Annotated in this window: 8 protein-coding genes and 1 pseudogene; 6 read left to right on the forward strand and 3 right to left on the reverse strand. The window is 75.2% G+C overall.

Going from position 1 to position 24914, the window contains the following annotated elements; all coding sequences use genetic code 11:
* Positions 1 to 34 precede the first annotated feature (34 nt).
* Complete coding sequence (locus ACFQ8C_RS29670) at positions 35 to 466, reverse strand: enediyne antibiotic chromoprotein (RefSeq protein ID WP_383463206.1); 432 nt, start codon at positions 464 to 466, stop codon at positions 35 to 37.
* Between the two features lie 273 nt (positions 467 to 739).
* On the opposite strand from ACFQ8C_RS29670, the gene ACFQ8C_RS29675 reads away from it, so the two are divergent.
* Positions 740 to 1768: a proline iminopeptidase-family hydrolase gene (locus tag ACFQ8C_RS29675; RefSeq protein ID WP_383463208.1), complete on the forward strand. Its 1029-nt coding sequence runs from the start codon at positions 740 to 742 to the stop codon at positions 1766 to 1768.
* Here ACFQ8C_RS29675 and ACFQ8C_RS29680 read toward each other — a convergent pair.
* Positions 1755 to 2768, reverse strand: coding sequence for an abortive infection protein (locus ACFQ8C_RS29680; protein ID WP_383463210.1), 1014 nt, complete (start codon positions 2766 to 2768; stop codon positions 1755 to 1757). The two genes, ACFQ8C_RS29675 and ACFQ8C_RS29680, sit on opposite strands and share 14 nt — an antisense overlap.
* A 284-nt stretch (positions 2769 to 3052) precedes the next feature.
* On the opposite strand from ACFQ8C_RS29680, the pseudogene ACFQ8C_RS29685 reads away from it, so the two are divergent.
* The 3 genes and pseudogenes from ACFQ8C_RS29685 to ACFQ8C_RS29695 all read left to right on the forward strand — a co-directional run.
* A pseudogene (locus tag ACFQ8C_RS29685) lies at positions 3053 to 19423 on the forward strand (SDR family NAD(P)-dependent oxidoreductase); the annotation flags it as partial.
* A 98-nt stretch (positions 19424 to 19521) separates the two neighbouring features.
* Positions 19522 to 20814: an activator-dependent family glycosyltransferase gene (locus ACFQ8C_RS29690; RefSeq protein ID WP_383463214.1), complete on the forward strand. Its 1293-nt coding sequence runs from the start codon at positions 19522 to 19524 to the stop codon at positions 20812 to 20814.
* 17 nt (positions 20815 to 20831) lie between these two features.
* Positions 20832 to 22181, forward strand: a complete 1350-nt coding sequence (locus ACFQ8C_RS29695; RefSeq protein ID WP_383463217.1) for an activator-dependent family glycosyltransferase — start codon at positions 20832 to 20834, stop codon at positions 22179 to 22181.
* Here the strand turns inward: ACFQ8C_RS29695 and ACFQ8C_RS29700 are convergent.
* Entirely contained in the window at positions 22151 to 22921 is a 771-nt protein-coding gene (locus tag ACFQ8C_RS29700) for a TetR/AcrR family transcriptional regulator (protein WP_383463220.1), read from the reverse strand. The two genes, ACFQ8C_RS29695 and ACFQ8C_RS29700, sit on opposite strands and share 31 nt — an antisense overlap.
* Positions 22922 to 23073: 152 nt before the next feature.
* Here ACFQ8C_RS29700 and ACFQ8C_RS29705 point away from each other — a divergent pair, with 152 nt between their 5' ends.
* Positions 23074 to 24051: an ATP-binding cassette domain-containing protein gene (locus ACFQ8C_RS29705; RefSeq protein WP_383463223.1), complete on the forward strand. Its 978-nt coding sequence runs from the start codon at positions 23074 to 23076 to the stop codon at positions 24049 to 24051.
* The gene (locus ACFQ8C_RS29710) at positions 24048 to 24884 is read left to right on the forward strand and encodes an ABC transporter permease (protein WP_383463227.1); all 837 of its coding nucleotides are present in this window, start codon (positions 24048 to 24050) and stop codon (positions 24882 to 24884) included. The genes ACFQ8C_RS29705 and ACFQ8C_RS29710 overlap by 4 nt, the downstream gene beginning before the upstream one ends.
* Positions 24885 to 24914 lie beyond the last annotated feature (30 nt).

Genomic DNA, 24914 nt, shown 5'->3' on the forward strand with positions numbered 1-24914 from the left:
GGTCCGCGCACGCGCGGACCCGGGCCACGAACGGTCACACGAAGGAGAGCGGGACGGGCGTGGCGCCCGGACCGGTCTGCGTGCCGGCACCGAAGAAACAGCCGTTCGGCACGGTGGCGCAGTCGACGGTGACCGTCTCGCCCGTCGGCGAGGAGCCCGTGAAGGTCTTGCGCGCCCACGTCTGCCCCGAGGCGTTCCCGGACGCGTCCGGGACCAGGACCAGGGTGTCGGGCAGGTTGCAGACGACCCCGGCGGAGGTCTCGGCGCACTGCGACGCGTACACCTGCTCACCCGCGCCGAAGCCGGAGACCGAGACGGTGATGTCGGCGCCGTCGGCGAGGTTCGCCGCCGGGGTGACGGACAGCGACGGGCTCACGGCCGCCGAGGACGTGGCTGCGGCGGACACGGTCAGGGCGGCGGCGCATAACGCGCCGGCGACCGCGCGGAAGACGATATGGGAGCGCATGGGTTTCCCCTTTTCGTGGGTGACTTTCATGGCGTGCGACCGGGCCCGACTCCCTCGTGAGGACCGGGCCGACCATGATCGAGAGTAGTTTCGGCGGAAGGTCGGAGAACCCCTAGCGTCCCCTTCGATTTCCGTCTGCAAATTATTTGGACAATTCCTTCAGGCGGTCTTGACGCGGTCGCCGGGCGGGTCCCAGGGGCGATAGGGGGTGTGGGCACGCCCCCTAGCCTCCTAACGTCATGGCGAAGACCGTGCGGTGAGGAGCGAAGGGGCATGTCCGTGACACCCGTGAAGCCCGAGGACGCGGCGGCCGAGGGCGTGGAGCCCGTCGCGACGGTGGCCCAGGACGTGGAGCCCGTCGCGACGGCGGCCCGGAACGTGGAGCCCGTCGCGGTGGTGGACGAGGACGTGGCCGCCGACGCCAAGGGCACGGTGCCCTACGGGCCGTACGAGACCTGGTACCGCGTCACCGGCGACCTCTCCGGCGGCCGGCCCCCGCTCGTCGTCGTCCACGGCGGCCCCGGCAGCCCCCACGACTACCTGCTGCCGCTCGCCGCGCTCGCCGCCCGCACCGGCCACCCCGTCGTCCACTACGACCAGCTCGGCAACGGCGGCTCCACCCGGCTGCCCGACCAGGACCCGGGCTTCTGGACCGTCCAGCTCTTCCTCGACGAACTCGACAACCTCATCGGGCACTTGGGCATCGTCGACGGCTACGTCCTCTTCGGACACTCCTGGGGCGGCATGCTCGCCGCCCGGCACGCCGCCGAACGCCCCGCCGGGCTGCGCGGCCTCGTCGTCGCCAACTCACCGGCCTCCTACCCGCTGTGGCGCCGCGAGACGAAGGCGCTGCGCGACGCGCTGCCGCCCGGCGTCGACGCCACCCTCCGCCGCCACGAGGCCGCCGGCACCACCACGAGCGCCGAGTACCGGGAGGCGGTCGCCGTCTTCTACGAGCGGCACGTGTGCCGCGTGACGCCTTGGCCGCGCGCGTACACCGCCTCCCTCTACGAGGTCCACGACGACCCGACCGTCTACGCCACCATGAACGGCCCCAGCGAGTTCCACGTCACCGGCACCCTGCGCGACTGGACCGTCGAGCCGTGCCTCGGCTCCGTCACGGCCCCCACCCTGATCCTCTCGGGCCGCCACGACGAGGCGACCGAGGCGGCGGTACGCCCCTACCAGGAGCTGATCCCCGACTCCCGCTGGGAACTCTTCGAGCACTCCAGCCACATGCCGCACCTGGAGGAGCCCGACCGCTTCCAGCGGGTCGTGGCCGACTTCCTCACCGCGCTGTGAACCGCCGCGCCAGCTCCCGGAACGACTCCTTGGGCAGCCATCCGCCGTCGACCACCTTCACCAGGCCGAAACTCCCCATGTCCAGGTCGAACCGAGGATCCTCCGAGTACGGCTTCGGCGCCACGAACTCGAAGACGTACGCCCCCGCCACACCCGCCGCGTCGAACACGTCCAGCTGCCCGGCGAGCGCCCGGGCCTGCTCCGGCTCGTCCCGCGTGAAGTCGCCCCTCAGCCTCGGCGGAACCGCCGACCAGTCGATCACCGCGTAGCCGCCCGGTCCCATCTCGGCCGCGCCCGTGAACGTGCAGCAGCCGAACTCGGTGACCAGCACCGGCTTGCCCGCCGCGAAATAGCGCCGCAGCCCCTCCGCGTACCCGTCGGCGTTGAACGCCGTCCGGTAGTAGTTGACCCCCACGAAGTCGAAACCGTCCCAGGCCACGTCCTCCCACAGCCCCGCCGCGTACGTCAGCCGGCCGCCGAACCGCGCCCTCGCCACCTCCAGCGCCCGGCCGAGGAGCTCGTTCAACGCCGCGCTGTACGCCGGGAGTCCGCCCCACGTCCCGGGCTCCGCCAGCAGCGCCGACCGCTCCGCGTGCGAGCCGCCCGGCATGATGCCCGAACCGAAGACCGTCAGCTCGCAGCCCACGCTCAGGTCGACGGCGCCGTACCGCCCCCGGAGCTCCTCGGCGGCCCCGGCCGCCTCGGCCAGGTGCGCCAGCGTCGCCTCGGCCGACCCCTCGATCAGCCGGGGCTGGAGCCACACGTGCAGCCCCGCCTCCGCCGCCGCCCGCGCGCAGTCGGCGAGCCCCGCGACGTCCGTGCCGTACAGCGAGACCGACGTGCAGTGCAGCTCGTCCCTGATCGCCGCCATGTGCGCCCGCACCACGTCGGCCGGCCACGGGACGGGCGCCGTCCCGTGCCCCGCGTAGTCGGTGCCGGTGTTGTAGTTGACGCCCCGCCAGGGCGTGGGCCGCTGAGCTCCGGAGGTTCCGTGTGCCATGCCGCGCACCCTAGCCGCCGGGCCGGCGCGCGCGGGCCCGGTTCCCCGGGAAGCCGGCGCTCCGGCCCGAAGACCGGGGCCGATAGGGGTGAGCTGGGGGTGGACCCGCCCCGTCGCCGACCTAGGGTCGCGAAGACGGTGTGTGGTTCCCCCCGGGCCGAAGGCGCTCGCGCCGGACCGCCCGGGCCGAAGGCGGCGGGTGGAGCGTACGGATGAGCGAGTCAGGAAACGGCCCCATCGACGGTGTCCCGGACGGTCCCACCGGCGGCGCTTTCGACGGCCTCGACCGGCTGGACCGGCTGCCCGCCCAGGAACGGACGCGTCTCCTCGTCGACCTGGTGTGCGCCCGGACCGCCGAAGTCCTGCGGACCGTACGCGGCGAGAGCGCGGCCACCGTGGACCCCGGCCGCACCTTCCAGGAACTGGGCCTGGACTCCCTCGGCCTGGTCACCCTCCAGCGGCTGCTCAACGACGCCACCGGCCTCGCCCTGCCGCCCACGGTCGGCTTCGACCACCCCGACCCCGCCGCCCTCGCCCGCTTCCTCCACGCCGAACTGACCGAGGGCCGCGAGACGCCGGCCGCGCCGCCCGCCCAGGCCGGGACGGTCGACGCCGTCGACGCCGCGGCCGCGGACGCCGCCGACCCCGTCGTCATCGTCGGCATGGGCTGCCGCTTCCCCTCCGGGATCGACTCCCCCGAGGCCCTCTGGCGGCTGGTCGCCGAAGGCCGCGACGTCCTCGGCGACTTCCCCGGCGACCGGGGCTGGGACGTCGAGGAGCTGTACGCCGCCGACCCCGACACGCCCCGCACCAGCTACGTCACCAAGGGCGGCTTCCTCGCCGACGCCGCCGACTTCGACGCCGGCTTCTTCGGCATCAGCCCCCGCGAGGCGCTCTCCATGGACCCGCAGCAGCGGCTCCTCCTGGAGACCGCCTGGGAGGCGCTGGAGCGGGCCGGCATCGACCCCACGTCCCTGCGGGCGAGCCGCGCCGGCGTGTTCGTCGGGGCCGAGGTCCAGGAGTACGGCCCCCGCGCCCACGAGGCGCCCGACGGGCTCGACGGCTACGTCAGCAACGGCAGCGCGCTCAGCGTCGCCTCCGGCCGCGTCGCCTACGCCCTCGGCGTCGAGGGCCCCGCCCTCACCGTCGACACGGCCTGCTCGGGCTCGCTAGTCGCCCTCCACCTCGCCGCCCAGTCGCTGCGGCGCGGCGAGTGCACGCTCGCGCTCGCCGGCGGCGTCGCCGTCATGGGCAGCCCGAGCACCTTCACCACCTTCAGCCGCCAGCGCGGCCTCGCCCCCGACGGCCGGATCAAGGCCTTCGCCGACGCCGCCGACGGCACCGCCTTCTCCGAAGGCGTCGGACTGCTCGTCCTGGAGCGCCTCTCCGCCGCGCGCGCCGCCGGGCACCCCGTCCTCGCCGTGGTGCGCGGCACCGGAGTCAACCAGGACGGCGCCAGCAACGGCCTGACCGCACCCAACGGACAGGCCCAGCGACGGCTGATCCGCCGCACCCTCGCCGAGGCCGGACTCACCGCCGCCGACGTGGACGCCCTGGAGGCGCACGGCACCGGCACCCGGCTCGGCGACCCCATCGAGGCCCAGGCCGTCCTCGCCACCTACGGCCGCGAGCGGCAGCCCGGACGGCCGCTGTGGCTCGGCTCCGTCAAGACCAACCTCGGGCACACCCAGGCGGCCGCCGGTGTCGCCGGAGTGATCAAGATGGTCATGGCGCTGCGCCACCGCACGCTGCCGAAGACCCTCCACGCCGACGAGCCGTCCCGCCACATCGACTGGGCGGCGGGCGACGTCGAACTCCTCACCCGCGCCCGTCCCTGGGAGTCCGCCGACCGCCCCCGGCGCGCCGGGATCTCGGCCTTCGGCATCAGCGGCACCAACGCGCACGTGATCATCGAGGAGCCCCGGGAGGCCGCGGAACAGCCGGAGCGGGAGGCGACCGGGCCGGGCGGGGAGACGACCGGGTCGGGTCGGGAGGCGACCGGGCCGGGACTGGAGACGACCGGGCCAGGACTGGAGACGACCGGGTCGGGTGAGGAGCCGGGACAGCCGGTGGGGCCGGAACCGGTGGTGGCGGGGACCGAGCGGGAGGCGACGGGACCGGGGCGGGACGCCACGGGGCCGGAACCGGTCCCCTCGGAGCGCGCCGCCGGACGGCCGCCCCTGCCCTTCGCCGTGTCCGGTGCCACGCCCGCAGCCCTGCGCGCCCAGGCCGACCGCCTCGCCGACCACCTGGAGCGCGTCCCCGGCGCCCGCCTCACCGACCTCGGCCACTCCCTGGCCCGCACCCGCGCCGCCCTCCGCCACCGCGCCGTCGTCCTCGCCGACGACCGCGCCGCCCTCACCGGAGCGCTGCGTGCCCTGGCGACGGGACCCGGCGGAGCCGCGCCCGGACTCGTCACCGGCGCGCCCGCCGCCGGCCGCCTCGCCTTCCTCTTCACCGGCCAGGGCAGCCAGCGACTCGCCATGGGGCGCGGCCTGTACGACGCGTACCCCGTCTTCGCCGACGCGCTCGACGAGGTGACCGGCCACCTCGACCTCCAGCTCGACGTGCCGCTGCGCGACGTGCTGTTCGCCGCCCCCGGCTCGCCCGGGGCGGCGCTCCTCGACGGGACGCTGTACGCGCAGTGCGCGCTGTTCGCCGTGGAGACCGCGCTCCACCGGCTCGTCACCTCCTGGGGTCTGCGCCCCGACTACCTCGCCGGCCACTCCCTGGGCGAACTCACCGCCGCCCACGTCGCCGGGGTCCTCACCGTCGAGGACGCCGCGCTGCTCGTCGCCGCCCGGGGCAGGCTCATGCAGGAACTCCCGGCGGGCGGCGCCATGGTCGCCGTCGACGCCACCGAGGAGCAGGTGCTGCCGCTCCTCGCCGGCCAGGAGGACCGGCTCGGCGTCGCCGCCGTCAACGGACCCCGCTCCCTGGTCCTGTCCGGCGCCGAGGACGCGGTCCTCGCCGCCGCCGAAGCCCTCGCCCGGCAGGGCGCGAGGACCAGGCGGCTGCGCGTCGGCCACGCCTTCCACTCACCGCTGGTCGAACCGATGCTGGAGGAGTTCGGCCGCTTCGCCTCGATCGTGGACTACCGCCCGCCCGTCCTCCCCGTGGTCTCCAACGTCACCGGACGCGCCGCCACCGACGAGCAGCTGTGCTCGCCCGACTACTGGGTCGCGCACGTCCGCGCGGCCGTGCGCTTCGCCGACGGCCTGGACTTCCTGCGCTCCGCCGGCATCACCGACTTCCTCGAACTCGGCCCCGACGCCGTCCTGTCGGCGATGGCGCAGACCGCGCTCACCGAACGGGAACACGAGGACGGCGGCGGCCAGGGCGAAGGCGGCGGTGCCGGAGGCGGCGACGACCTCGTCTTCCTCTCCGCGCTGCGCCGCGACCGCGACGAACCCCGCCAGACGCTCGACGCCGTCGCACGGCTGGCCGTCCGGGGCCACGGCGTCGACTGGGGCGCCCACTTCGCCGGCACCGGCGCCCGCCGCGTCGACCTGCCCACGTACGCCTTCCAGCGCCGCCGCTTCTGGCTGGACGCCCGCCCGGTCCGCCCCTCGGGCGGCCCCGGCGCCGCCGCGCACCCGCTGCTCGCCTCCGAGACGCGCCTCGCCCAGGGCGACGGCGCGGTCTTCGGCGGGCGGCTGTCGCTCCGCACCCACGCCTGGCTCGCCGACCACGTCATCGCCGGGACGCCGATGCTGCCCGGCACCGCCCTCGTCGACCTCGCCCTCCACGCGGGCCACCGCACCGGCTGCGGCCACGTCGAGGAGCTGACCCTGCACGCCCCGCTGACGCTGCCCGCCGAGGCGGCCGTGGAACTCCAGGTCGCCGTCGGCCCCGAGAGCGCGCACGGAACCCGCACCATCGACGTCCTCTCCCGCCCCGCCGACGCCCTGCCCGGCACCGAGTGGACCCGGCACGCCACGGGCCTCCTGGCCAGGACCGCCGCCGGAGCACCGCGGGCCGAGGGAGCGGACGCGCAGTGGCCGCCCAGCGGGGCGACCCGCGTCGACCACTCCTCCTTCTACGCGGACGCCCTGCGCGCCGGCTACGCCTACGGCCCCCTCTTCCAGGGGCTGCGCGCCGTGTGGCGGCGGGACGGAGAGGTCTTCGCCGAGGTCGCGCTCGACGAGACGGCAGCCCCCGACGCCGCCGCCTTCGGACTCCACCCGGCGCTCTTCGACGCCGCGCTGCACCCGGTCGACCACGTCCGCGAGGAGCTGGCCTCCGGCGTCTGGCTCCCCTTCGCCTGGACCGGAGTGAGCCTGTACGCCTCCGGGGCCACGACCGTCCGCGTCCGCGTCACGGCGAACGGACCCGACGCGGTCACCCTCTCGATCACGGACGGCACCGGCGCGCCGGTCGCCCATGTCGACTCCCTGGTCCTGCGCCGGCTGGACCCGCGGGACCCCCGCCTCGCCGACCCCGCGCGCACGGCGGCGCAGGGGCTGCTGCACGTCGCGTGGGTCCCGCCGGGCACCGTCCCGCACGGCGGCGGGTCCACGGCACCCGCCGTGACCCTGGCAGTCTTCCCGCCGGCGGGGGAGGCGTTCCCGTCGGCGGGGGAAGAGGGAGCGGACCTACCGGCCCTGGTGCGCCGTCACACCGCCCGCGCACTGGAGCTGGTCCGGGACTGGGCCGCGTCGGCCACCGACTCCACCCTCCTGATCGTCACCCAGGGCGCCGTCGCGACGGGCCCGCACGAGCGCCCCGACCTCGCGACCGCCCCCGTCTGGGGCCTCGTCCGCGCGGCCCAGGCCGAACACCCGGGCCGCTTCGTCCTCGTCGACACCGACACCGACATCGGCATGGACGTGGACCCCGGCACCGGCGTCGGCACCGGCACCGGCATCGACACGGACGCGGAACCCGCCGCGGTGCCCGAGGAGCTGCTGCGCGCCGCCGCCCTCGCCCACGCCGCGGGCGAGCCCGAACTCGCCCTGCGCGACGGCACCCTGCTCGTGCCCCGCCTCGCCCCCGCCACCGAAGCGGGCACCCCGGCCGACGGCGCCGCACCCGTCACCCCCTGGGACGCCGAAGGCACCGTCCTGGTCACCGGGGGCACCAGCGGCCTCGGCGCGCTCGTCGCCCGCCACCTCGTCGCCGAGCACGGCGTGCGTCATCTGCTGCTCGCCGGCAGGCGCGGCGCCGACACTCCGGGCGCCGCCGGACTCCGTACGGAACTCGCCGCCGCGGGCGCCCACGTCACCGTCGCGGCCTGCGACGTCTCCGACCGCGCCGCCCTGGCGGCCCTGCTCGCCGCCGTCCCCGCCGCACACCCGCTGCGCGGCGTCGTGCACGCGGCCGGCGTCATCGACGACGGCCTGGTCACCGCGCAGACCCCCGAGCGCCTCGACACCGTCCTGCGTCCCAAGGCGGACGGCGCCTGGCACCTCCACGAGCTGACGCGCGGCGCCGACCTCACGGCCTTCGTCCTGTTCTCCTCCACCGCCGGCTTCCTCGACGGCGCCGGACAGTCCAACTACGCCGCCGCCAACGTCTTCCTGGACGCCCTGGCCGCCCACCGCGCCGCCGCGGGCCTGCCCGCCACCTCGCTCGCCTGGGGCCTGTGGACCGGCGGCACCGGCATGGGCGCCCAGCTCGACGCGAGCGCGCTCACCCGCATCGCCCGCCTCGGCCTGGACCCCCTCGACCCCGCCGAGAACCTGGCACGGCTCGACGCCGCCGTACGCGCCGGACTCACCACGGCGGTCCCCGTGCGCGTCGACCCCGCCGCCCTGCGGGCCAGGGGCGCGGACGCGCCCGCCGTGCTCCGGAGTCTGGTACCGGCCGGCCCCCGCCGTACCGCCGGGCGACCGGACGGCGCACCCGTCGAGCCCGCCGGCACGGACACGGCCCGGGGCCGGGTCCCCCTGGCCTCCCGCCTGGCCGCGCTCGAACCCGCCGACCGCCTCACCGCCCTCCTCGACCTCGTACGCGGCCAGGTCGCGGACGTCCTCGGACACAGCGACGCCGAGGCCGTCGAGGCGGGGCGCGCCTTCAGCGAGATCGGCTTCGACTCGCTCGCCGCCGTCGAACTCCGCAACCGCCTCAACTCCGCGACGGGCCTGCGGTTCACCGCCACCCTCGTCTTCGACCACCCGACGCCCACCGCCCTGGCCCGGCACATCGCCGACACCCTGGACACCCGGGCCCCGGCCGCCGACGCGACTCCGGCCGAGCCCGCGCCCGCACCCGGCACCGCCACCACCGACGACCCGATCGTGATCGTCGGCATGAGCTGCCGCTACCCGGGCGGCGTCACCTCGCCCGAGGACCTCTGGCACCTCGTCGCCGAAGGCCGCGACGCGGTCGCGGCCTTCCCCGACGACCGGGGCTGGGACGTCGAGGAGCTGTACGACCCCGAGCCCGGCACGCCCGGCAAGAGCGCCACCCGCGAGGGCGGGTTCCTCTACGACGCGGCCGACTTCGACCCCGGGTTCTTCGGCATCAGCCCGCGCGAGGCCCAGGCCATGGACCCCCAGCAGCGGCTGCTCCTGGAGGTCGCCTGGGAAGCCGTCGAGCGCGCCGGGATCGACCCCACCTCCCTGCACGGCTCGCGCACCGGGGTCTTCGCCGGAGTCATGTACCACGACTGGGCCACGCGTCTCGGCACCCAGGTGCCCGAGGAGGCCGCCGGATACCTCGGCAACGGCAGCCTCGCGAGCGTCGTCACCGGCCGTGTCGCCTACGCCCTCGGCCTCGAGGGCCCGGCCGTGACCGTGGACACCGCCTGCTCGTCCTCGCTGGTCGCCCTGCACTGGGCGGCGCAGGCGCTGCGGCAGGGCGAGTGCACGCTGGCGCTCGCGGGCGGCGTCACGGTCATGGCCACCCCCGACACCTTCGTCGACATGAACCGGCAGCGCGGCCTCGCCCCCGACGGCCGCTGCAAGTCCTTCGCCGACTCGGCGGACGGCACCGGCTGGGCCGAGGGGGCCGGCCTGCTGGTCCTGGAGCGTCTGTCGGACGCCCGGCGGAACGGTCATCGTGTCCTCGCGGTGGTGCGGGGTTCGGCGGTGAACCAGGACGGTGCGTCGAACGGTCTGACGGCCCCGAACGGCCCTGCCCAGCAGCGGGTCATCCGGCAGGCCCTGCGCGTCTCCGGCGTCTCGGCCGCCGAGGTGGACGTGGTGGAGGCGCATGGTACGGGGACGACGTTGGGTGATCCGATCGAGGCGCAGGCGTTGTTGGCGACGTACGGGCAGGGTCGGGGGGACGGCGATCCGTTGTGGCTGGGTTCGGTGAAGTCGAACCTGGGGCACACGCAGGCGGCGGCGGGTGTCGCCGGTGTGATCAAGATGGTGGAGGCGATGCGGAGGGGTGTGCTGCCCGCTTCTCTGTACGCGGACGAGCCGTCGTCGCGGGTGGACTGGGACGCGGGGCGGGTGGAGCTGCTGGCGGAGTCGCGGGCGTGGCCCGAGACGGGCCGCCCGCGCCGGGCGGGGATCTCGTCCTTCGGCATCAGCGGTACCAACGCGCACGTCATCGTCGAGCAGCCCGACACCGTCGAGCCCGCCCCGAAGCCGGCGCCCGCGCCGCCGTCGTACACGGTGTGGCCGCTCTCCGCCCGCACGCGGCCCGCCCTGGCCGCCCAGGCGCAGCGCGCCCGAACCTTCCTCGACTCCCTCCAGGACGACCAACTGGCGTCGGCGGGCCATGCGTTCGCCACCCGGCGCGCCGCCCTGGAGCACCGGGCCTTCGCGGTGGGCGCGGACCGCGCCGAACTCGCGCGCGCCCTCGACGCCCTCGCCGGGGGCGGGGCCCCTGAGGACGCGGCGACGCCGGGCAAGGTGGCGCTGGTGTGCTCGGGCCAGGGGTCGCAGCGGCTGGGGATGGGTCGTGGACTGTACGGGGCGTTCCCGGTGTTCGCGGGGGCGTTGGACGAGGTGCTCGCGGAGCTTCCGGATGGTCTGCGGGAGGTGATGTGGGGCGAGGATCCGGAGGTTTTGAACCGGACGGGTTGGGCTCAGCCGGCGTTGTTCGCGGTCGAGGTCGCTCTGTTCCGGCTTCTGGAGTCGTGGGGTGTGCGGCCGGATGTGGTGGCCGGGCATTCGGTGGGTGAGATCGCCGCCGTGCATGTGGCGGGGGTGTTGTCGCTGGCGGATGCGGCTCGGCTTGTGTCGGCTCGGGGTCGGTTGATGGAGGCGCTGCCCGAGGGTGGTGCGATGGTGGCGGTCGAGGCGTCGGAGGACGAGGTCCGGCTCACCGCCGGGGTTTCGGTCGCCGCCGTGAACGGTCCCCGCGCGCTCGTCGTCTCCGGTTTCGAGTCCGAAGTCCTCGCTGTACAGGCGCACTTCGAGACACTGGGTCGTAAGACGACCCGTCTCAAGGTCTCGCACGCCTTCCACTCCCCGCTCATGGAACCGATGCTGGAGGAGTTCCGGCGGACGGTGGAGAGCCTGGACTTCGCCGTACCCCGCGTTCCCTTCGTCTCCACGGTCAGCGGCATCCCGGCCGAGGAGGGCCTGACCGATCCCGCGTACTGGGTCGGCCAGGTCCGCGAGGCGGTCCGCTTCGCGGACGCCCTCACCGCCCTCGAAGCCCTGGGTGTCCGCCACTTCGTCGAGGTCGGGCCGGGTGCGGCGCTGACCGCGACCGCGCCCGACACCCCCTTCGTACCCCTCCTCCGCCGCGACCGCGACGAGCCGCGCGAACTGCTGGCCGCGCTCGGCCGGCTCCACGCGCGGGGTGTGGCGCCCGACTGGGACGCCCTGTTCGCCGGACACGGGGGCACCGCCGTCGACCTGCCGACCTACGCCTTCCAGCACGAGCGCTACTGGCTCGACGCGGAGCCGGCGGCGGCCGCGGACGGGGTCCGGGCCGCGGGGCTCGACGCCGTCGAGCATCCGGTGCTGACGGCGGTCGTCGTGTCGCCCGAGTCCGACGGGGTCGTGCTCACCGGGCGCCTCGCGCCCCGTGTCCAGGGGTGGCTCGCGGACCACGCCGTCCTGGGGAACCTGTTGCTGCCCGGTACGGGCCTCGTGGAGCTGGCGCTGCGGGCGGGTGACGAGGTCGGCTGCGGGCGGGTCGAGGAGCTGACGCTCCAGGCGCCGCTGATCCTGGCCGAGCGCGGTGCCGCGGCCGTACAGGTCGTGGTCGGCGCGCGCGACGCGGCGGGGGCGCGTGCCGTCTCCGTCCACTCCCGGCCCGAGGGCGGCTCGGGACCGTGGACGCGGCACGCCGTCGGCACGCTGACGCCGCAGCGGGCGCCCGGGACCGACGCCGGGGCGGGTTCGCCCGCCGACCTCGCCCAGTGGCCGCCCGCCGGGGCCGTGTCCGTACCGGTCGAAGGCGTGTACGCGCGCCTGGAGAACCGGGGGTACGGGTACGGGCCCGCGTTCCAGGGGCTCAAGGCCGCCTGGCGCCGGGGCGACGACGTCTTCGCCGAGGTGGCGCTGGACGCGGCGGACCACGCCGACGCCGCACGCTTCGGGCTCCACCCGGCCCTGTTCGACGCGGCGATGCACGCCGACCTCGTCGACCCCTCGGGCGAGGTGCAGGGGGACACGCTGCTGCCGTTCTCCTGGAGCGGGGTCACCCTGCACGCGGCGGGCGCGACGGCCGTGCGCGTCCACATCAGGCGCCTGCGGGGCGAGGAGCGCTCGGCGATGTGGATCGCCGACGGGGCGGGTCGGCCGGTCGCCACCGTCGACGTGCTGACCTCGCTGCCCGTCTCGTCCGGGCAGCTCGCCCGGGCCGCGCGGCCGGACGGCGGCGCGCTGTACGGCGTCGACTGGCAGCCGCTCCCGGCCTCCGGCCCGGCCACCGCCCCTGGTGTCGCCCCTGGTGCCGTCCCGGGCGTCGCCCGAGCGGGCGAGGCCGTGGCCGACTTCGGCGAGCCGGGCGGCGAGGGGCCGGTCCCCGACCTCCTGCGGTACGTCGTGCCCGCCGCGCCGTCCGGCGTGCCGGTTCCCGAAGCCGCCGCGGCCCTGACGCTCGACGCGCTGGAGACCGTACGGCGCTGGCTGGCCGACGACCGGTTCGCGGGGGCGCGCCTGGTCGTCGTCACGCGGGGCGCCGTCGCCGTCCGGGCGTCGGACGCCGTCGACGTGACGCAGGCACCGGTCTGGGGCCTGGTCCGTGCCGCCGAGGCCGAGAACCCCGGCCGTTTCGTGCTCGTCGACACCGACGGGACGGCGGCCTCCGAAGCCGCTCTCGGTACCGCCGCCCGTTCCCTGGAGCCCGAAGTGGCCCTCCGGGAAGGCGAGTCGAGCGTCCCCCGGCTGGTCCCGCTGCCCGTCACCGAGGCGGAGTCGCCGTGGGATCCGGCGGGGACGGTACTGATCACGGGCGGCACCGGGGGCCTGGGCGCGCTGATAGCCCGGCACCTGGTCGCCGAACACGGCGTACGCCACCTGCTGCTGACGAGCCGTCGGGGCCCCGACGCGCCCGGCGCGGCCCGGCTGCGCGCCGAGCTGGCCGAGGCGGGCGCGCACGTCACCGTCGCCGCCTGCGACGTCTCCGACCGCGCCGCCCTCGCCGGGCTGCTGGCCTCCGTGCCGGCCGAGCGGCCGCTGCGCGGCGTCGTCCACGCCGCGGGCACCGCGGACAACGCGCTGGTCGACGCGCTCACCCCGGCCCGGGTCCGCGCCGTGCTGCGGCCCAAGGCCGACGCCGCCTGGCACCTGCACGAACTGACCCGCGAAGCGGACCTGACCGCGTTCGTGCTCGTCTCGTCGGCGGGCGGGCTCGTCCTCGCGGAGGGACAGGGCAACTACGCGGCCGCCAACGTCTTCCTCGACGCCCTCGCCCGGCACCGCGACGCGCTCGGTCTGCCCGCCACCGCCGTCGCCTACGGGCTGTGGGCGGTCGACACCGGGCTCGGGGGCCCGCTCGCGGCCGCCGACCTCGACCGCATGCGGCGCGCGGGACTGCCCGCGCTCGAAGCGGCCGACGCCCTCGCCCTCCTCGACGCCTCGCTCTCCGCCGGCGCCGCTCTCACCGTGCCGCTGCGCGTCGACCGCCAGGCCCTGCGGGCGCGCGGCACCGCCCTGCCCGCCCTGCTCACCGGGCTCGCCGGCGGACCCGTCAGGCGCCGCGCCACCGCCGGTACCGCCGACGCGCCCGAGGCCGCGCGCACCCTGCGCTCCCGGCTCGTCGCCCTCGGCGCGGCGGAACGCGACAGCGCGCTCCTCGACCTGGTGCGTACCCAGGTGAAGACCGTGCTCGGGCACGCGGCGACCGAGAGCGTCGGCCCCGACCGGCCGTTCAAGGAGCTCGGCTTCGACTCGCTCGCCGCCGTCGAACTGCGCAACGCCGTCGCCGCCGAGACCGGGCTCCCGCTGCCCGCCACCCTCGTCTTCGACCACCCCACCGCCCGCGCCGTCGCCGCGCTCCTGCGCGACCGGCTCGACCTGGCATCGGCGGACGCCACCGCCGCCCCGCCGCCGGCGGAGCGGCCCCGGCCCGCCCACGACGAACCCCTCGCCATCATCGGCATGAGCTGCCGCTTCCCCGGCGGCGTACGCTCGCCCGAGGACCTGTGGCGGCTGGTCACCGAGGGCCGCGACGCCATCGGCGGCTTCCCCGACGACCGGGGCTGGGACCTCGACGCCCTGTACGACCCGACCCCCGGCACCCCCGGCAGGACCTACGTCGACCAGGGCGGATTCCTCGGCGACGCCGCCGAGTTCGACCCCGAGTTCTTCGGGATCATGCCGCGCGAGGCCCTCGCCATGGACCCGCAGCAGCGCCTGCTGCTCCAGGGCTCGTGGGAGGCGATCGAACGCGCCGGGATCGACCCGACCTCGCTGCGCGGCAGCCAGACCGGCGTGTACGTGGGCGTGATGTACCACGACTACGGCACCCGCCTCGGAGCCGTGCCCGACGACCTCGCCGCCTACCTCGGCAACGGCAGCGCCGCCAGCGTCGCCTCCGGCCGTGTCTCCTACACGCTCGGCCTCGAAGGTCCGGCCGTCACCGTGGACACCGCCTGCTCCTCGTCCCTGGTCGCCCTGCACACCGCCTGCCAGGCCCTCCAGCGCGGCGAGGTCTCCATGGCGCTCGCCGGCGGCGTGACCGTCATGCCGACCGCCGACATGTTCGTCGACTTCAGCCGCCAGCGCGGCCTCGCCCCCGACGGCCGCTGCAAGGCCTTCGCCGGAGCGGCGGACGGCACCTCCTGGTCCGAGGGCCTCGGCCTGCTCCTCGTGCAGCGGCTCTCCGACGCCGTACGCGACGGCCACCGGGTCCTCGCGGTCATCCGCGGCTCCGCCGTCAACCAGGACGGCGCCTCCAACGGCCTGACCGCCCCCAACGGGCCCTCCCAGACCCGCGTCATCCGAAGCGCCCTGCGCGCCGCCGGTCTCGGCGCCGCCGACGTCGACTACGTCGAGGGCCACGGCACCGGCACGACCCTCGGCGACCCGATCGAGGCCCAGGCGCTGCTCGCCACCTACGGCCAGGAGCGGACGGGCCCGGACCCCCTCTGGCTCGGCTCGGTGAAGTCCAACATCGGGCACGCCCAGGCGGCGGCCGGGGTCAGCGGCGTCATCAAGACCGTCCTCGCCCTGCACCACGGCGTCCTCCCGAAGACCCTCCACGTCGACGAGCCCTCGCCGCGCGTCGACTGGGAGTCGGGCGCGGTGCGCCTGCTCACGGAGGAGCGGGCCTGGCCCGAGACCGGACGACCGCGCCGCGCCGCCGTCTCCTCCTTCGGCATCAGCGGCACCAACAGCCACGTCGTGCTCGAACAGGCACCCGAGCAGTCGGCTCCCCGCCGCGCGACCGCCCCGCGGGAGACCCCGGCCGTCCCGCTCCTCCTGTCGGCCAGGACGGCCGGGCACCTGCCCGCACAGGCCCGCCGCCTCAAGGACCTGCTGACGGGCGACTCCGCGCCGGACCTCGCCGACCTCGGACTGTCCCTCGCGACCACCCGCGCCGTCCTCGACCACCGGGCGGCCGTCGTGGCCACCGACCGGGACGAGGCCCTGCGCGGCCTCACGGCCCTGGCGGAAGGCACCACCGCACCCGGCACCTTCACCGGCGCCGGCGAGGACGGTCCGACGGCGTTCGTGTTCGGGGGTCAGGGGTCGCAGCGGTTGGGGATGGGTCGTGGGTTGTACGGGGCGTTCCCGGTGTTCGCGGGGGCGTTGGACGAGGTGCTCGCGGAGCTTCCGGATGGTCTGCGGGAGGTGATGTGGGGTGAGGACGCGGAGGTTTTGAACCGGACGGGTTGGGCGCAGCCGGCGTTGTTCGCGGTCGAGGTGGCGTTGTTCCGGCTCCTTGAGTCGTGGGGTGTGCGGCCGGATGTGGTGGCCGGGCATTCGGTGGGCGAGATCGCTGCCGCGCATGTGGCGGGCGTGCTGTCGCTGACGGACGCGGCCCGGCTCGTTTCCGCTCGGGGTCGGTTGATGGAGGCGCTGCCCGAGGGTGGTGCGATGGTGGCGGTCGAGGCGTCGGAGGACGAGGTGCGGCTGACCACTGGTGTCGCCGTCGCCGCCGTGAACGGTCCCCGCGCGCTGGTTGTCTCCGGTGTCGAGTCCGAAGTCCTCGCTCTTCAGGCGCACTTCGAGGCACTGGGTCGTAAGACGACCCGTCTGAAGGTCTCGCACGCCTTCCACTCGCCGTTGATGGAGCCGATGCTGGAGGACTTCCGGCAGGTGGTGGACCGGCTGGAGTTCCGTGCCCCCGAGTTGTCCGTGGTCTCCACGGTCGGCGGTGCGCAGGCCGAGAAGGAGTTCACCGACCCCGGGTACTGGGTGCGCCAGGTCCGTGAGCCGGTACGGTTCGCGGACGCGCTCGCCTCCCTCGAAGCCCTGGGCGTACGGCACTTCGTCGAGGTCGGTCCGGACGCCGCGCTGACCGCGACCGCGCCCGACACCCCCTTCGTACCCCTCCTCCGCCGCGACCGCGACGAGCCGCGCGAACTGCTCGCCGGGCTCGCCCGACTGCACCTCGCCGGCCGGGCCGTCGACTGGGCGGCGTACCACGCCCCGGCCGGGGCCCGTGTCGTCGACCTCCCGACGTACGACTTCGAGCGGCGGCGTTTCTGGCTCAGCGCCCGGCCCGCGGCTTCCGCCGCTCCCGCCGACGCGGCCCGGCACGGTCAGGCCGACGCGGGGCATCCGCTGCTCACCGCCGGCGTGGTGCTGCCCGACGGGGCGGGGGCGGTGCTGACCGGGCTGCTCTCCCGTGACGGGCACCCCTGGCTGGCGGACCACGTGGTGCTGGGGCGCGCGCTCCTGCCCGGCACGGCGTTCGTCGATCTCGCGCTGCGGGCCGGAGCGGAGCTGGGGTACGCCTGCCTCGACGAACTCACCCTCCAGGCACCCCTCGTGATACCGGGGGAGGGCGACGCGCTCGCGCTCCAGGTGGTCGTGGGGGCGCCGGACTCCGCCGGTGCCCGTCGGGTCGGCGTCCACTCGCGGCCCCGGGGGAGCGCGGGCGAGTGGACCCGGCACGCCTCCGGCACACTGCTGGAGAAGGCGCCGCAGCCGGGCGACGACCTGGCGGAGTGGCCCCCGTCGGGCGCCGTCGCCGTGCCGCTCGACGGGGCGTACGAGCGGCTGGTGGAGCGGGGGTACTCCTACGGGCCCGCCTTCCGGGGACTGACCGCGCTGTGGCGGCTCGGCGGCGACACGTACGCCGAGGTGTCCCTGGAGCGGGCGGCCCGCGCGGACGCCGGGTACCTGATCCACCCCGCGCTGCTGGACGCGGCGAGCCACCCCGACCTGCTCGACACGGGGGAGCGGGGGGCGGGCGCGACCGCTTTGCCGTTCGCCTGGAACGGGGTCGCCGTGCACCGGGCGGGCGCCGGCGAACTCCGCGTGCGCCTGCGGCGGTTGCCGGGTGACGACGTGGTGGAACTGCTCGCCGCCGACACCTCCGGCAGGCCCGTGGTGACCGTGGAGTCCGTCGTGTCGCGGCCCGCGACCGGTGCCCGGACCGCCGCCGGGCCGCTGCGGATCGACTGGGTCGAGGGGCCGGAACTCGACTTCCGCATAGGGGGGTTGACGCCGATCGGCGATGTGCTGCGCATGCGGGTTCCGGTGCCGGGGCTGGCGGTGCTGCGGGTCGGGGAGCTCGCCGGGCGGGTCGTCGCGGAGGCGCCGGACGCGGGCGGGGCCGTCCAGGCCCGCGCGCTCGTCCGCGAGGTGGGGGAGGCGGTGCGGGAGTGGCTGGCCGACGAGCGGACGGCGCACTGCGTCCTCGCCGTCCTCACCAGCGGTGCCGTACCCGCCGGACCCGGCGGCGCGGAGCCGGACCGGTCCGGCCTCGTGCAGGCGCCGGCGTGGGGGCTGCTGCGGGCCGCCCAGGCCGAGCACCCGGGGCGTTTCGTCCTGGTCGACACCGACGGGACGCCCGCGTCCACGCGTCTCCTCGCGGCGGCGGCCGCGTCGGGGGAGCCCGAGGTCGCGGTCCGCGAGGGCCGGGCCTTCGTCCCCCGGCTGGTTCCGCTGCCGGCGGCGGAGGGGGGCCAGGCGTGGGATCCCGAAGGGACGGTGCTGGTCACCGGGGGTACCGGTGGTCTCGGTGCGCTGATCGCCCGGCACCTGGTCGCCGCACACGGGGTGCGGCACCTGCTGCTGACGAGCCGCCGGGGCGCGGAGGCGCCCGGCGCGGACCGGCTGTGTGCCGAGCTGGCCGAGGCGGGTGCGGAGGTCACCGTCGCCGCCTGTGACGTCTCCGACCGCGCCGCCCTCGCCGGGGTGCTGGCGTCCGTGCCGGCCGCGCGCCCGCTGCGCGGCGTCGTCCACGCGGCGGGGGTGCTGGACGACGGGCTGGTCGCCGACCTGACCGCCGGGCGGCTGGACGCCGTGCTGCGGCCCAAGGCCGACGGCGGCTGGCTGCTGCACGAGCTGACGGCGGGCAGCGCCCTGACGCACTTCGTGCTCTTCTCGTCGACGACCGCTCTGCTCGACAACGCGGGCCAGGGCAACTACGCGGCCGCCAACGCCTTCCTCGACGCCCTCGCCCGGCACCGGGGGGCGCTGGGGCTGCCCGCCACCTCGCTCGTCTGGCACCTGTGGGACGGGGCGGGCATGGGTGCGGGGCTGGACCGGGCGGCGTTCGACCGGCAGCGGCGGCTCGGTCTGCCGCCGCTCTCGCCGGACGAGGGGCTCGCCCTGTTCGACGCGGTGTCCGCGTCGGCCGAGCCCGTCCCGGTCCTGCTGTCCGTCGACCCCGCGGCCGTCGCCGCCGCGCACGCCCGCGTACCGGCGCCGCTGCGGCTCCTGGTGGACGAGCACCTGCGGCGGACGCCCGCCCCGCCGGCGCCCAGGGCCGTGCCGGGGCGCGCGGACGGCGGGGGCGTCGGCTGGCGGGAGCGGATCGCCGCACTGCCCGAGGGCGAACGCCTCGCCTCCCTGGTGGAGTGGGTGCGCGCCAGGGTCGCGGCCGTGCGCCACGCCGACCAGGACGCCATCGACCCGCGCCGGGGCTTCACCGAGCTCGGTCTCGACTCGCTCGCCGCGATCGAGCTGCGCAACGCGGTCGCGGAGGGCACCGGCCTGAGGCTGCCCGCCACGATGATGTACGACTACCCGACCTCGGAGGCGCTCGCCGCCCATCTGCTGGCCGAACTCGCCCCGGAGGAAGCCCCGTCGCGGGACGGTGGCGGCGCCGCGGACGACCCGTACGCCGGCATGGACGTCGACGCGCTGGTGCGGGCCGCCCTCGGGCCGGACGGACAGGAGTGAGGGGCGCCGGCGGTAGTAGGAGATAGGGGTTACCGGGTCGTGCGACCGTTCGTACGATCCCGTCCGAGTCGTTCCGGAAGACGAGTGCCGAGGGTCCCATGCGAGTTGTGTTCACCGTGTTCGCGGCGAAGACGCATCTGTTCAACCTGGTGCCGCTGGCGTGGGCGCTGCGCGCGGCCGGGCACGAGGTGGTCGTCGCGACCCAGCCGGACCTCGCCGACGCGGTCGCCCGCGCCGGCCTGACCGCCGTGCCCGTCGGCGAGGCGCTCGGCATGGGCGGCGGCGGAGGGGCGGGCGGTGGTGGCGGAGGCGCCGCGCCGAGCTCCCGGATGTTCGAGACCATGAGCGGGGACCTCGTCAAGGACCCCGCGGAGCCGCTGACGTGGGAGCGGGCGCTCGGTGCCTTCACCGTGGCCTGCCCCCTCCAGTACGAGTACTTCGCCGGCCGGCAGGTCCTCGACGACCTCGTCGAGCTGTGCCGCTCCTGGCGGCCGGACCTGGTCGTCTGGGACGCGCTGACCTTCTCGGGCCCCGTCGCGGCCCGGGCGTCCGGGGCCGCGCACGCCCGGATGCTGTTCGGGATGGACTACGTGTCGCAGATGTACCTGCGCTACCGCGAACTGCGCCTCCGGCAGCCCCCCGAGCGGCGGGAGGACCCGGTCGCCGACTGGCTGCGGGGCAGGCTCGCCCGCCACGGGCTGGGTTTCGACGAGGCGGACGCGGTCGAGCTGATGACCGGCCAGTGGTCGATCGACCCGACGCCGCCGTGGATGCGGCTGCCGCTCGACCTGCCGTACGTGCCGGTGCGCCAGCTCCCCTACAACGGTCCGACCGGGGTGCCGGAGTGGCTCGCGGAGCCACCGGACCGGCCGCGGATCTGTCTGTCGCTGGGCATGTCGGGCCGTGATCTCTTCGGCGGCGACACCATCGCCGTCGGCGACATCCTGGAGGCGCTCGCCGATCTGGACGTCGAGCTGGTCGCGACGCTCAGCGCCGAGCAGCTCGCCACGGTGGGGACCGTCCCGGAGAACGTCCGCGCGGTGGACTTCGTCCCCCTCAACGAGCTGCTGCCCAGCTGCGCGGCCGCCATCCACCACGGCGGCTTCGGCACCGTCGTCAACGTCCTGGCGCACGCCGTGCCCCATCTGACGGTGCCCGCCCAATGGTGGGACGAGGCGGATCTGGGGACGCACATCGCGGCGGGTGGCGCGGGCCTGGTCGCGGACGGGCCGCTGACGCCCGAAGGGATCAGGGACCGTGTCGTCCGCCTCCTCGACGACCCGTCGTTCGCCGAGGGGGCCAGGAGGATGCGCGGCGCGCTGGCGGAGGTCCCCACCCCCGCCGGACTCGTGCCCCGGCTGGTCGAGCTGACCGCGCTGCACAGGCCCTGAAGAATCCGGGAGAGTCCATGCGTGTCCTGTTCACGGTGTTCGCGGCCAAGCCGCACTTCTACAACCTGGTGCAGATGGCCTGGGCCTTCCGGGCCGCGGGGCACGAGGTCCGGATCGCCTGCCAGCCCGACCTCAGCGAGGCGATCACGCGTACCGGGCTGACCGCGGTCCCGGTGGGCGACCCCCTGCACCTGTGGAAGTCCTTCCAGTCGCCGGCGGACGCCGACGGCGGCGACAACGGCGTCGTCTGGCAGCGGCTCAGCGGGGTCAGCGAGGGCCGCGCGTCCATGCTGACCTGGAACTACGTCCTGGGCACCTACACCATCGCCTGCTCGATGGAGTACGAGCACATGGCGGGGGTGTCGATGATGGACGACCTGGTCGAGCACTGCCGCTCCTGGCGGCCCGACCTCGTCGTGTGGGACGCGCTGACGTACGTGGGGCCGGTGGCGGCGCTGGCCTGCGGCGCCGCCCACGCGCGGATGCTCTTCGGCCTCGACTACAACGGCCGGATGTGGGGGACGTACCGGCGGCTGCTGGCCGAGCGCCCGGCCGAGCAGCGGGACGATCCGGTGGGGGACTGGCTGACCGGGCGCCTGGCGCGGTACGGCCTCGACTACGACCCGGCGACGGCGACCGAGCTGATGACCGGCCAGTGGACGATCGACCCCACGCCCGGCTGGATGCAGCTGCCGTCCGAGCTGCCCAGGGTGCCGGTGCGCTACCTCCCGTACAACGGCCCGACGTCCGTCCCCGACTGGGTGCGCGAACCGGTCGACCGGCCCCGGGTCTGTCTCTCGCTGGGTCTCTCCGCGCGCGATCTGCTCGGCGGCGACCAGGTCGCCACCGACGGCGGCGCGGGGGTCACCGCGGGCGATCTCCTCGCGGCCGTCGCCGAGCTGGACATCGAACTGGTGGCGACCTTCGGCGCCGACAGCGCGGGTCTGACGGGCTCGCTGCCCGCGAACGTCCGGGCGGTGGACTTCGTGCCGCTCAACGAGCTGCTGCCGAGCTGCGCGGCCGCGATCCACCACGGCGGGTTCGGCACCGTCGGCAACGTGCTGACCCACGGCGTGCCGAGCGTCACGATCCCCGCGCCGTGGTGGGACGAGGCGGACCTGGGCCGCAGCATCGAGGAGCGGGGCGCGGGGATCTTCGTCGATCCGGCCGGGCTCACCGCGGACGGGGTGCGGTCGGCGGTGGCGCGGCTGCTGGCCGAGCCGTCGTTCGCGGCGGCGGCGCGGGGGGTGCGGGACGAGCTGGCGCGGACGCCGAGCCCGGCCGAGGCGGTGGCCCGGATGGAGGAACTGACCGCGCTCCACCGTCCGTCCGGCGGCTACCGGTCGCCCGAGCCGGACCTCACGTAGGCCTCGATGCCGTCGAGCAGGCGCTCCACTCCGAAGGCGACCTCGCGGCCCGCGTCGGTGCGGGCCCGGTCGCCGGTCCCGCCGGGGCTGAGCGTGCCCGAGGCGATGACGCCGCTGAGGGTCGGGAAGCGGTCGGCGTCGAGCAGGCTCGCCAGGGTCTCGGCGTATCCGGCGGGCGCCTGGTCCGGCGCGGCGGTGGCCGGTTGGGTCTGCGAGGTGAGCCGGGCCAGGCCGCCGACCGCGCCGAGCAGGAAGAGGCTGATGTGCAGCAGGTCCTGATGGGGCAGTCCGGTCTCGGCGAGCGCGGCCAGCGCGGCCTCCAGCCAGGCGAGCTGGTTGGGGCCGAGCGGCGGGCTGGTGACCTTGACCTGGAGCATCCACGGGTGCGCCGCGTAGCACTCCCACAGGGCCTGGACCCAGCACTCGATCCGGGCCCGCCAGCCGTCGAGGCCGGCCAGGTCGGGCGGGGATCCGGCGGCGGTGTCCATCATCAGCTCGACGAGCTGGTCCTTGCCGGGCACGTACCGGTAGAGCGACATGGTGGTGAAGTCGAGCCGGGCGGCGACGCGTTGCATCGACAGCGCGTCCAGGCCCTCCGCGTCGGTGATCTCGATCGCCGCCGTCACGATCTTCGCGACGCTCAGGCCGGGCTGGGGGCCGCGCGCGGGGCGGCCGGTGTCCCCCCAGAGGAGGTCCAGGCCCTGGCGCTGCCGGTCACTGCTCGATCGGTCCCTTGACATCTGGCGTGCATCCGTTCGTATTGACGCTCCCAACGTCACGTGTATAGCATACACATTGCTGTTTATGGCGTACACGGAAGTGTGTACGACGTATATCCGACCTACTCGACCTATCGACCCCGTGCCGAACCGGGACTGGAGGGGGCTACCTCGTGGAAGGTAGTTTTGCGATTGAAATTTCAGGTCTCCGAAAGTCATTCGGCGACACCGAAGTGCTCAAGGGCGTCGACCTGAAGGTCGTGCGGGGCTCGATGCTCGCGCTCCTCGGCCCCAACGGCGCGGGCAAGACCACCGTCGTCAAGATCCTCAGCACCCTCACCCCCCTCTCCGGGGGCACGGTCACGATCAACGGCCACGACCTCGTGCGCCAGAGCGACCAGGTGCGCGGATCGATCGGCGTGGTCAACCAGTTCATGGCCCTGGACTACGTCCACAGCGGCCGCGAGAACCTGGTCATGATGGGCCGGCTCCAGCGCATCGGCACCAAGGCGGCCGAGCGGCGCGCCGAGGAGCTGCTCCGCCAGTTCGACCTCACGGACGCGGCCGACCGCCCCGTCCTGTCCTACTCCGGAGGCATGCGCCGCAGGCTCGACCTGGCCGTCAGCCTCATCGCCGCCCCCTCGATCCTGCTCCTCGACGAGCCCACCGTCGGCCTCGACCCGCGCAGCCGCATCGCCATGTGGCAGGCCATCCAGGACCTGCTGGCCGAGGGCACCACCATCCTCCTCACCACGCAGTACCTGGAGGAGGCCGACCGGCTCGCCGACCAGATCGCCGTCATCGACCAGGGCCGCGTCATCGCCCAGGGCACCGCCGCCGAACTCAAGCAGCGCGTCGGCGACGAGCGCATGGAGCTGACCTTCGCCACCCACGACGCCTACGCCAAGGCCTGCCTCGCCGTCGGAACCGCCCAGGCCCTGCGCGACCCGGACCGGCTCACGATGAGCTTCGCCACCGCCGACACCAGCTATCTCATCGGCATGCTCGGCCGCATCGAGCAGAGCGGCGTCGACATCGGCTCGCTCGCGGTGGCCAAGCCCACCCTGGACGACGTCTTCCTGGCCCTCACCGAACAGCCGGCGGCCACCAGGGAAGCGGCGAAGGTACCGGCAGGAGAGGGATCCAAGTGACCACAGCGACCACAGCAGCGACCACGGCGACCGACGCGTCCGCGGTGATCCCCCAGGTGAAGCGCTCCCGGGCCGCCTGGGTCCTCAGCGACGCCCTCGTGCTCACCAAGCGCTACGTCAGCCACATCGTGCGCCAGCCCGACGAGATCATCACCGCCGTGATGATCCCCACCACGATGATGCTGCTCTTCCGGTACATGCTCGGCGGCGGCGCCGTCGACGTCGGCGCGGGTGCCTACGTCGACTTCCTCGTCCCCGGCGTGCTCACCGTCGGCGTCACCCTGGTCGCCGTCTCCACCACCACCGGCGTCTTCATGGACATGCAGGAGGGCTTCGTCGACCGGCTGCGCTCCATGCGCACCGCCGCCGTCTCCGTCATCGTCGCGCACGTCGTCGCCTCGGTGCTGCGCGCCCTGATCTCGCTGACCGTGCTGATCGGCCTGGCCTTCGTCGTCGGCTTCCGGCCCTCGGCCGGACTCCTCCAGTGGCTCGGCGCGCTCGCCATCCTGCTGCTCTTCGCCTTCGCCGTCGCCTGGATCTCCGTGCTCTTCGGCCAGATCGCCAAGAGCAACGCCGGCGCCAGCGGCATGGCGCTGATCCTCACCTTCGCGCCCTACTCCAGCAACCTCTTCGCGCCCACCGAGACGATCTCGCCCGGACTGCGGACCTTCGTCGAGCACCAGCCGGTGACCGCCGTCATCGACACCGTGCGGGCCCTCCTGCTCGACCAGCCCGTCGGCAACTCCGCCTGGATCGCCGTCGCCTGGTGGGGCGGCATCACCGCCCTCGTCATCCCGATCTCCGCCCGCAAGTTCCGCCGCCGCTACAGCTGACCCGGCGCGGCGCGACACACACGGAGGGGG

Source organism: Streptomyces sp. NPDC056503, from assembly GCF_042794995.1.
GTDB lineage: Bacteria > Actinomycetota > Actinomycetes > Streptomycetales > Streptomycetaceae > Streptomyces.